10 protein-coding genes are annotated in these 10,580 nt (G+C 49.9%); 5 read left to right on the top strand and 5 right to left on the bottom strand.

What is annotated here, in order from left to right; translation table 11 throughout:
- Positions 1–329 precede the first annotated feature (329 nt).
- Positions 330–1,706, bottom strand: coding sequence for an aldehyde dehydrogenase family protein (locus KP814_RS25360; protein WP_216739401.1), 1,377 nt, complete (start codon positions 1,704–1,706; stop codon positions 330–332).
- Positions 1,707–2,099: 393 nt separating this feature from the next.
- Here KP814_RS25360 and KP814_RS25355 point away from each other — a divergent pair, with 393 nt between their 5' ends.
- Positions 2,100–2,792: a PEP-CTERM sorting domain-containing protein gene (locus KP814_RS25355; RefSeq protein WP_216739400.1), complete on the top strand. Its 693-nt coding sequence runs from the start codon at positions 2,100–2,102 to the stop codon at positions 2,790–2,792.
- Positions 2,793–2,894: 102 nt separating this feature from the next.
- On the opposite strand, the gene KP814_RS25350 is transcribed toward KP814_RS25355, so the two are convergent.
- Positions 2,895–4,262, bottom strand: coding sequence for a glutamine synthetase family protein (locus KP814_RS25350; protein ID WP_216739399.1), 1,368 nt, complete (start codon positions 4,260–4,262; stop codon positions 2,895–2,897).
- A 302-nt stretch (positions 4,263–4,564) separates the two neighbouring features.
- Here KP814_RS25350 and KP814_RS25345 point away from each other — a divergent pair, with 302 nt between their 5' ends.
- From KP814_RS25345 to KP814_RS25335, 3 genes are all read left to right on the top strand, one after another.
- Positions 4,565–5,347, top strand: a complete 783-nt coding sequence (locus KP814_RS25345; RefSeq protein ID WP_216739398.1) for a YopT-type cysteine protease domain-containing protein — start codon at positions 4,565–4,567, stop codon at positions 5,345–5,347.
- A 104-nt stretch (positions 5,348–5,451) separates the two neighbouring features.
- Positions 5,452–6,117 carry a M50 family metallopeptidase gene (locus KP814_RS25340; protein ID WP_216739397.1) on the top strand — a complete coding sequence of 222 codons (666 nt, stop codon included), beginning with the start codon at positions 5,452–5,454 and terminating at the stop codon, positions 6,115–6,117.
- 119 nt (positions 6,118–6,236) lie between these two features.
- The gene (locus tag KP814_RS25335; protein WP_216739396.1) at positions 6,237–6,521 is read left to right on the top strand and encodes a DUF427 domain-containing protein; all 285 of its coding nucleotides are present in this window, start codon (positions 6,237–6,239) and stop codon (positions 6,519–6,521) included.
- Between the two features lie 22 nt (positions 6,522–6,543).
- Here KP814_RS25335 and KP814_RS25330 read toward each other — a convergent pair whose 3' ends face one another.
- Entirely contained in the window at positions 6,544–7,251 is a 708-nt protein-coding gene (locus KP814_RS25330) for a hypothetical protein (protein WP_216739395.1), read from the bottom strand.
- A 358-nt stretch (positions 7,252–7,609) separates the two neighbouring features.
- Between KP814_RS25330 and KP814_RS25325 the strand changes: the two genes are divergently transcribed.
- A complete protein-coding gene (locus KP814_RS25325; RefSeq protein ID WP_216739394.1) occupies positions 7,610–8,395 on the top strand; it encodes a PEP-CTERM sorting domain-containing protein in 786 nt (261 codons plus the stop codon).
- Between the two features lie 108 nt (positions 8,396–8,503).
- On the opposite strand, the gene KP814_RS25320 is transcribed toward KP814_RS25325, so the two are convergent.
- Positions 8,504–9,613, bottom strand: coding sequence for an HD domain-containing phosphohydrolase (locus KP814_RS25320; RefSeq protein ID WP_216739393.1), 1,110 nt, complete (start codon positions 9,611–9,613; stop codon positions 8,504–8,506).
- Between the two features lie 108 nt (positions 9,614–9,721).
- The gene (locus KP814_RS25315; protein WP_216739392.1) at positions 9,722–10,522 is read right to left on the bottom strand and encodes a class I SAM-dependent methyltransferase; all 801 of its coding nucleotides are present in this window, start codon (positions 10,520–10,522) and stop codon (positions 9,722–9,724) included.
- Between the last annotated feature and the right edge of the window lie 58 nt (positions 10,523–10,580).

Genomic DNA, 10,580 nt, shown 5'->3' with positions numbered 1-10,580 from the left:
CGAATGCGAATGATTTCTAGTGTTTTATGATCAAGCTTTCTTCCATCATTTGAGGGCATAGCATCCACTCTCTTTATCTAAAGTCGGGTCCATGACATGCTTGAATATAGTCTATTTCTGTGTTCGCCTACTTTGTTTCGGATTAGTAAGCGTATTTTCCAGTCGCAGAATATTCATGGGCGGGCAGAGCTCCACAGGTGTACAAATGAATTTTTCAAATTATCGGCGCTATCGCAAAGTGACAATAGGGTGTAAAGGCGCGACGGCTCAGCCGCCGCTTGATTTTATAATCTGAACACCCCTGAAACGAAAAGAAGTTATCTATCAGGCTAAGCCATACGCAAATAGTAAGATTTGGCTTGGGTGAGTTGCGTGTAGGCAAGTTCCGATAACAGTGAGCCGCATCCAGATTGCTTAACGCCTCCCCAGGCCAGGGTGGGGTCAATTTGAGTGCTTTGATTCATCAGCACCGCGCCAGTCTGTAGTTGCTCCCCAATTGCCCGGGCGCGGGCGGCGTCCTGGGTCCACAGTGAGGCCCTCAATCCGTAGAGGCTGTCGTTCATGTAGTGGATGGCTTCAGCGTCATCCTTCACCTTCATGACGCCCATAATTGGACCGAGTGTTTCACTTGTCATCAACGCCATGGAATGATCGACATTCGTTAACACTTGTGGCGGGAGGTAGGCGGGGCCGAGGCTTGCGTCAGAGTAGTGAGTGTGCTCAATGCAAGGCGTTGCGCCCTGGGCGATAGCCGCGTCCAGTTGTGTTTTGGCCTCCATGGCTTTTTGCTGGTTCGCCATTGGCCCTAATGTTGTGGAGGGGTCCATCGGGTTCGCCAGTTTGTAGCGTTTAACTTCTGCAACCAGGGCGTCTAATATTTCATCATAGATGTCCTCGTGAGCGTAAATCCGGTTAATGGCGCGATTGGATTGCCCACAATTGAATAGTGCGCCATTAGCGATACCGGTGGCGCATATACGCAATGACGCATCGGAGAAAACATAAGCAGGATTGTTGCCGCCTAACTCTAGGGTTAGCTTTTTGAATGTTCCAGCGGCGGCGCGTTCAATGGCGACGCCTTTCGCACTGGAGCCCATAAAAGAGACATGGCTTATTCGGTGGTCGCTGATCAAGCGTAATGTATCTGCGTCGTTGACGTGCAAATGCTGAAATACGCCGTCTGGGAGCCCTGCCTCAAAAAAAATGTGAGAGAACCGCTCCGCACACAATAACGTCTGTATGGAATGTTTGAGAATAACGCAGTTGCCGGCCATGAGCGCAGGAATAATCGCATTGGCCGCGGCCAGGTATGGGTGATTCCAGGGGGCGACACACAATACTATGCCCAGAGGCTCGCGTCTCATATAACGGCGAAAGCCGGTTTTTGGTTGCGTTATTAGGTCTTCAAGATATCTTTCGGCGATATCAATCATGTACTCAGCGCAGACTTCCGCTTCATTGATTTCCTGAGGCGTCTCTCGCACGGGACGGCCCATCAAGAGTGTAATCTCTGGAGCGATCTCCTGTGCTTGCGCCGCCAGTGTGGCAATGGCGAGACGGCAGTAGCGTGCGCGCTCTGCGATGGAGACTGTGCGCCAGATTCTTTGGGCGGTGAGTGCGCGTTCGAGCGCTGCGTGGATTTGCGTGTCCGTGGCTGGTTCCCTTTCCGCCACTAATGATCCGTCAATGGGTGAAATGATTCTCATGGTAGTTGCTTCCCTATGCTTGTCGTCGCAATAAATTTCCCTCTGCTCAGCTTTAATTATTGCAAATTACTGGGGGATGTCGCGGGGTTTTGCAAATCTTGTGGAACGTTTCCTATTTGAATTTGGGAGGTCTATGGAGAGATAGGAGTAAAGGAAATGATTTCCCGGTTTCTTTGTACGTTAGAGTGTCGGTGCGGTATGCACTAGTTTCAGCAAATAGTCCATTATTTTTACATACCCAGTACGACAAAAAAGCATTGTCCTTATAAATCAAAGATCTAAAAGTTGGCATGTGGTTTGCTGTGTAACGGGGACAATAAGGGCACGACTCTTCACTATAAAAACTAGCATTTACGCTAAATTAATTTAACCGACATTTGTTCAGAGGACATCATGAAGAAACTCGCATTTCTAGCAAGCCTTCCATTAATGCTGGGCGCGGCCAGCGCATACGCTATTCCTGCTTCTTACGGCACAGCTACTCACGACACAACTGCGTGGCAAGAGCTGGCTGATGCGCCTAATGGCGATTCCTACGGCGTTTCCTGGACTACTGACGGCGGCGCAAGCTGGGGTCGTAACGATCTGACTGTTGGCCAAACTGTTCAATTCAAATTCAGCGTACACAAGAAAAACGTGGGTACTCACTACGCCGACCTGATGAAGGCCTGGATTGACTGGGATCAAAATGGCGTATTCGACGCTAGCGACGAAATTGCATACGGCGAGCACAAACTGACTGATTTCGAGCCGGTGCTGGGAATTTGGCAAGCGCCTACCAACCCTGACTTCTCTTTCTTCTCAAGCGAGTACACGCTGACGAACGCTGACGTAGGCGATTTCTGGTTGCGCTCTATCGTAACCTGCAGCCACTCCATCACCAACATGTACGGTGGTACTTGGAATGACCAGTGGAAAACTAAATACACTGGTAGCTATGAAGATCGCATGACTCCAACTGGTCACTACTACCAGGGCGAAACTGAAGAGTGGAAAATCTCTGTTCACTCTGTACCTGAACCCACTACTTTCGCACTGTTGGGTTTGGGCCTGGTTGGTCTGGTAGCTAGAAAGCGCGCTAAATAATATTTAGTCGCGGCTAGCTTTGATGATCCTGGATCGGAGGAAGAACCTTTTCCTCCGATCCAGGCATCTACAAACTTCTTCTCCCTTAGCTGACGTTTATACTCAGATTATCTCGAAGTAGCGTTCCAGCTCCCACATTGAAATATATTTCCTGTACTCCCGCTCCTCCCACTCGCGAGTCGCTGCAAAGTGTTCGACAAAAGGGGAACCAAAGAAGTCTCTGGCCATCTGGCAGTTTTTCAGACGTTGCGCCGCGTCCCATAAAGTCGATGGAAGCTGTAAATGCTCAGGAAAAGTCTGATCGTAGGCGTTGCCCTCCACCATACATTCAGGTTCAAGTTTGTTTTCCATTCCCCACAAACCCGATGCGATGACGGCTGCGAGGATAATATAGGGATTGGCGTCGGCGGCGCCAATTCGATATTCCAAACGTTGGGACTGTACGTCTCCAGGAATAACTCGGATAGCGCAGGTTCTGTTATCTATGCCAACGCTGGCTTCTGTAGGAGCCCAAAACCCAGGAATGAGTCTTCGATAAGAATTAACCGTAGGAGCAATCATCGCCATCAGTTCAGGCATCAGCTTTTGTTGGCCTGCAATGAAATGGCGCATCGTGGCGCTCATGTTGGCTTCTCTTTCTCCATCATAAAAAAGGTTCAGCCCGTTATCGTCTTTTAACGATAAATGTATGTGACCACTTTGTCCTGGGTAGTCTTTAGACCACTTGGCCATGAAGGTGGCCATCTTACCCTGCTTTTGCAGCGCAACTTTGGTGAACGTTTTAAATAATGCCGCTTTATCGGCGGCGTTAATTGCTTCATCGTGGGTAATCGCCGCTTCAAGGACGCCGGGGCCGGTTTCCTCGTGAAGGCCCTCAAGAGGAAAGTCCATATCATCCGCCAATTGCAGCAGGCTCAAATAGGTATCTGACTCCACACTGTTGCGGATGACGGAATAACCGAATTCTGACGGCGCTATGGGAGTGAGGCCTTGGAAAGATTTCTCTCGAATACTGTGAGGCGTCTCTTCAAAAACAAAGAATTCATATTCAAAACCGCAATCAACTTCCAACCCCATGTCTCTCGCTTTCGCGACCACTCTTTTGAGCAGGCCGCGTGGGCAGATTGCTTCTGCTTTATCAGCAAATTCAGCGAGGAAAAATACGCCGCCGCTTTCAAGAGGCAATGTACGGCAACTGGAGGGGACAATACGCACTTGCGCGTCAGGGTAGCCAGTATGCCAGCCAGTGTAGGCGACATTGTCATAAAGCTGATCTTTTACGTCCCAGCCCAGGACAACATCACAGAAGCCAAATCCTTTGTTCAGCGCGGATAAAAATTTGTCTCGCGACATGTATTTGCCGCGCATGACGCCATCAATATCAAATACGCCAACTTTTATGTGCTTGAACATGGAGTCTTCGATAAGCGTGTGTGCGTCTTCGGCGGATTTCACTTCCCTGGGGTCCATAACATCACCTGTGCAATAAACGGATGAAGAGGGGGCGTATTATTAAATATAACAGCTCCTTGGGAACTTGATCGGATATCGCTGGTCCAACCTTGCTTGGTCAGACCCACTGTGAAGAGTTGGACTAAAGTCTAGGAATGCAAAGGTGGTTTGTGCGCGCTTTCCCAGATACAAGCCGGCGGTCGATCTGAATTAGTATCTACATCAGTCGCGACTACAGTTTTGCGCTTTCAGTTTCACCCCTTAATACCTGGGGAAAGTGCGTTATTTACGAGATTTAGTTGTATTTAGGAGTACGTAAAATGCCCGTTATGTTCGATTGGTTAGCCCACAATATCTTGTCTTTGCGTGTGGAGGGAGTGCAGAACTCCGCAACAGCCGCTGGCGGTCATTGCACTTGGCGCTTTTCTCAGGTGAAGAACCCAGTAAGAAGCTTAATTCTTACCAACCCGGAATCCAGTGGCGGAATATGCGAGATGCTGGCGGCGAAGTGGTTGGAAGTGCACGCCAATGCAGAGAAATATGCTCGTTCCGGTGAGGCGACCTCTTTGGCGGGTTGGATAAGCCGCGCTGGTGGAGATATCGATCCTAATAAAGTCCGCCAGATTATGCAGATGTTTATTATCGGGAGCACGATGAATTCCGGAGCGCTCGTGGGCCAGCCAGGCAGCGGCAGAGAAGACCAAACTTATGCGACAGAGCGTTGGTTGCAATCTAAAGGTGTGACCAGACGTAAGCATATTTCCAGTGGTCCAAGCTGGTTCAAGGGCATGTCGCGAGGATCGACTGGCACTCGTGGGGGGCGTCGTAGGGACTTTTCCGCTGACATTGGGCGGGCTATTACATCCAGCGCCAAGTCATACAAAATGATAGGTATCGCCGGGCCTAATTTTGCTCACGCAGTCGCAGCTTGGAGCGATACGGATGTCACCTTTTTTGATCCCAACTTTGGCGAGTTTTGGTTCCCTACGACAAACGCCTTCCAGGGGTGGTTTCCCCGCTTCTGGCATCTGGCGGGATACGGAACGCCAGCGATAGGCCTGAGCGACTCTTATGAAATTATGGAGTATGACACTGTAGCCTAGTTTTTCAGGTAAGATAACGGCCGAATATAATTGGCGGATAGCCCGAAAGGCGTCCATAGCGCCGTTTCCAGTATTCCAGCCTGAATGCGATAAAGGAGTCTATTTTGGCCAAAGCATACCTTCCTCTTATTGGCGTTATTCTTTTGGTTGTGGTGCTTTGGCCCTATCCGGTATTGATTCCTCTTAAATTACTGGTGGTATTCTTTCATGAGGCCTCGCACGCCATTATGACGGTGGCGACGGGAGGGGAAGTGGTGGAAATGGTTATCTCCGTTGACCAGGGTGGACATGTGCTATCCCGCGGCGGTAACCGGTTTCTAACGTTGTCCGCCGGCTATCTTGGGTCGTTGATTTGGGGCGTACTGATTTATCTGACGGCTCTGCTAAGCCGACTTGATCGTGCCCTGATGTTCATTCTTGGCCTGTCTTTATTAGCGATAGCAGCCTGGTGGATAAGAGATGTCTTTGCGTTGGGGTTTGCGCTCGCTACGGGGGGAGCCATGATAGCGAGCGCGATCTGGCTGCCGATGTCGTTTAATGACGCTGTGCTGCGAGTGATCGGCGTCACCAGCATGTTATACGCGCCATTGGACATATACAGCGATACGATTGAACGCTCTCACCTGCGGTCCGACGCAGTGATGCTTGGGGAGGCTTATGGCGGCTCAGGCATGCTTTGGGGCGTGGGCTGGTTTCTGTTGAGTCTAGCTGTCATTTACGTCGCATTTAAATTCGGGCATCGAAGCCCGCCTTCTTCACAAAATAATTGATACCTTTTCCCAGCGAGGCCGTATATCTATACTGGGCTCGCGCATGCAGTTCTGTCGGTATTGAAACGCGGGATGCGAACAAAAATTATAACAATCGATAGACAATCAGGAGAGAGACTATGAAAGCTATATGGAATGGCGCAGTCATTGCCGAAAGTCAGAACACTATCATACTAGAAGGAAACCATTACTTTCCTCCTTCCGCCATACGCTCGGAGTACTTCAAACCAAGCGATACCCACACCGTCTGTGGATGGAAAGGTACAGCCAGCTATTACGACATTGAAGTAGAGGGAGCCACCAATCGCGATGCGGCTTGGTATTATCCTGCGGCCTCAGAAACCGCCAGCAATATTCAGAACTACGTTGCTTTCTGGAGAGGGGTGACGATAGAAGAAGGTTAGCTGGATTAATATGGCGTGAGCGCTATTCCGAGCTCCACTCAGCAAGCACGTTCACGCCATTGTAGTCATAACTCATACTTAAATAGTCACTACGCATATCAACCTGTGCAGGAACCGAAAAGCCTTTTTCCCAAGACAGGTCATTACTGGATGTGATCAGCAGACACCAAGCGCCGTTTTCCTGGTAGAGTTGGCCCGTGTAGTAATAAATAACGGGCAAGCCAAAGTCGGTGTAAGACTCAATATCAGCGATCCACTCATACGTATCCTCTGCAGTTGGGCGAATATCCATTGAACCGTTGAGCTGTTGGGGTATTCCATTAACGCTGTAAGACAGCAGATCGAATGTGCCGGCATGAGCGCCTTCTCGCCTTGAAGAACTATTCTCTGGAGCTTGAACAAGTGAGTCGGTGAATAGTGTCGGGCTGCCGCGAACAACCATGCCTGTATCATAAACCGATCCCGCGCCGGGAGGCGGTAATTGCTCAAGTTCAGTTAATTCGGGCTGTAGCGTTGGAACCAGCGTTACACCGACGCCCGCAACAGTAAGCATGAGGGCGGGGTATAAAATATCTGGTGGGAGCCGGCCCTGATGATTGTGATGTATTACCTTTTCCGCAATAAACAAAATAAGTCCGGCAACGACGAGGACCGTACCTGATATTGCTAAGAGCGCATCGAAATCTGACATGGCTTTCGCTCGTTGCTTGGCATTGTAAATTGCTTCCACTCTGAGCTGCTGTCTTTCTGCGATAGCTCTTACTTTACGAATGCCGATGCTGGGCGTGCAGTCTCTCCTTATCTAAAAATAGATCAAAACAAGTAACACCACCTCTTCTGGCGATCTCTTTTTAAGAGTTTATCGCCATATGGCGCTGACGAAGCTGACACTTGGCCGGTTAGAATGTCGGTTAAATTTACATCATTAACTTAAAAGCTAAGCGCCAAGAGCTGAGTTTTTATGCATATCCTTTTAATAACAATAGATTATTAATGTTGGCCCCGAAAATGCATATATTCTGTCACTAATTTTGTACGGGCCTTCTGGCTTACAAATCAATAAACCAATTATCGGGTAGTAGTTGTCTATGAAAACTTTCAAAGTACTGGCTGCAGTAGTAGCTTTGGGTTCCTCTGTCTCCGCGTTTGCATACCAAATTAACGATGAGTATGTAGGCAAAGATCATGGATATGGCGATGTTATCGGCGACGCCTCGAAATTCGATGTAAAGGGAATTGACGTGAGTGTAGCTGGAACTTTACTGACGGTAGACGTTTACACTAACTTTGTTAACCATGTTGGTGTTTTTAATAACTACGTCACTGATACAGCACTGAGTCAGAAAAAAGGCATCGCGTTTGGCGATTTGTTCTTGTCTTCTTCCTGGACGCCCAATGGGGATGCCGATACCGGTTACCTGGAAGATAGACATAGCACAGGCACTAAGTGGACCTACGGCTTTAGCTTGGATGACCGTTGGAGCACGGTAGGCGGCGATGGCGCTCTGTACGAACTGAACGGAGCTGCAAACCGTGATAACGCATATTTGTCTAATAACTTCATTAATGGCACTTATGCCAACTATCGCCATGGCCAGGAAGTTGCTGTCAAAACTGGCAGCTCTAACGTAACTTCTGTTGGTTCTGGCTCTTGGTTGGTAGACACTGTAAACGGTAAGGTTTCTTTCACCTTTGATATTGCTGGTACTGATCTGGTTAAAGGTGATGAGATTGCTTTCCATTGGGGTATGACCTGCGGCAACGATACTATCGAAGGCAAAGTTCCTTTCTCAGTACCTGAGCCTGGCGCTCTGGCTCTGATGGGCCTTGGTCTGGCGGCGGTTGGTTTGCGTCGTCGCAAGCAGGCTGCTTAATAAGCCTTATGTAATAAAGCGGGGATCATTGATCTTCCGCTCTTAAAGAAAAACCGCGTAGGCGACGCCATACGCGGTTTTTTTATGTGTTGTCGTTGGGCTGTTGTCCTAACTTTCCTTGGCGATATAGAGCTTTCTTACCGCCATGTTGAATGCTTCAACGCAATCGGGATCAAACAGTGAGCCGTTATAGCTGTTAACGTAGCGCACGGCCTCAAACAGAGACTTCTTGTACGAGCGATCTTCACGTTCGCTGGTTATTTCGAAGAATGCGTCGCATATCGCCAGCACTTTGGAGCCCATAGGGATGTCTTTACCGCTCACTCCGAATGGATATCCGCTACCGTCATAATGCTCATGATGATGCAGAACAATCTGCGCTGCGTCTTCCCAGCCGCCAAAGCGGTGCAGAATTTGCGAACTGGTGGCGACGTGAGCGGCCATGATTTTCTGCTCTTCGCGGGACAGCTGTTCTTCATGTTTGTGGGCCAGCCCAACTGGCACAAAAGCCATGCCTAAATCGTGCAGCAGCACTGCGGCGCTGAGTTGTTCTTCGTTTATCGGACCGCCCAACTCTTCGTTGATGGCTGTACACAGCTCCAGTTCCTTTTGCGTGCGATCCTTTCGGTAGATGCTGAGTTGATCCAGCTGGCGCGCCAGGAAGCGAAATAACTGCTGATCAGAGTCTTTGCCGGGGGCGAAGTAGCTCGGCATAGCCGCTTCGGGGCGGGGCGCTTCTCCTGCGTCCTTGGGGCCGGACAACAACTCATCCAGACCTTCGTTGATGACGGCGATTACGTTTCCAGGGGAGGCGTTACGCACTTTGGCGATGACGTTAAGCAGGGACTCCTGTAGATCTCCGTCTGCAGTGTGGTCGCTCGCCAACTGCCCAACCAGGGTTTCGACATAGCCAATGATGCTCATAAAGAAAACGCCGAACATAGGCTGATAAGGCAGCTCTCCTTTGCGCATGTCGGAAACGATTTCCTCCAGCTCGTGGATAACGTCCACCATGGCGTCCAGAAAGACCATTCTGCAGTTGCCTTTGAGGGAGTGCATGCTGCGGAACAGCTCGTTGATCAAATCAGGATTAACCTGATGCTCCAGGGTTTGAATCGTGTGTTCGATCTCTTCGACGTTTTCCTGAAAGCAGGCGACAAACTCGTCAATCAGGTCTTTTTCCAACTCAACAAACTGTGGGCAGGTAATTGGCTTCATGACATATCGGGCTCCTGTTGAATACGGACATCCCCTTGTGCGACTACGCCGCGATGTGGAGGCGATTGTTTTTAGTATAGACGCTGGCTGTACTTATCGAGCGGATGCTCAATCAAACTCAAGTAACGCCAGCTTTTCGCCAAACAGGTAACGATGCCAGGGAGACCAGGCGAGCAAGCTTAACGCTCCCCAGCGTTCCCAGTGGTAGTCGAGAATGCACCATTCCTGTTTGACTTTGATGTGGGAGTTCCAACTTTCCAGGCGACGGATATTATGCAGTGTCCATTGAAAGGCCGCGTTCATCCACCCAATGGCCTCATGTAAATGAGCTTGCCCCAGGGCTCCATGAGGCAGCATCTCGAAAAGCATGCGAGCGTGAGGGATACGTTCGGCAAGGTCATTGAAAAACTGTTTGATGCGTTGTTCTGTGAAGTACATCAGCACGCCTTCCGCCAAAATCAGGCAATTGTCAGACTCACCGGCGGCATGCTCCAGCCAGGATACGTCGAACAGTGACTGCTCCAGCATGTGGTAACGATCAGAATCGCTGAAAAACAGGCGACGAGCGGCGATGACGTTGGGGAGGTCGAGGTCGAACCATTGAATCTGACCGTTGTCCACGCGCAGGTAGCGGCTGTCGAAGCCAGCCCCAAGATTAATGATGACTGCATGAGGGTGGGCGTTGATGAAATCCGTCACCAGTTTGTCAATGAGATCTGTGCGGATGGCGATGGCTAACTGTGACAGCCAGGCGTTGCTGAAGCGTTTGAAGTCATAATTGAGGCGCTGGTACATCTCCAGAGCCTTGTCGTCGTGAATGATGGCGTCGGGGCGCAAAGTTTCCATCGCCCTGGCCCAAAGAGGCAGGAGTGCGGTTTCTGAAATATCCCGCAATTGCAGCGTTTCCATCGTCATGCTCCCTGGATGTCCCCATGTCTGCTTCAGCCGCTCACCGGCATCAACAAGT

It is taken from the genome of Hahella sp. HN01, from assembly GCF_018986435.1.
Taxonomy (GTDB): domain Bacteria; phylum Pseudomonadota; class Gammaproteobacteria; order Pseudomonadales; family Oleiphilaceae; genus Hahella.
This window is presented reverse-complemented; position numbering and strand designations above follow the sequence as displayed.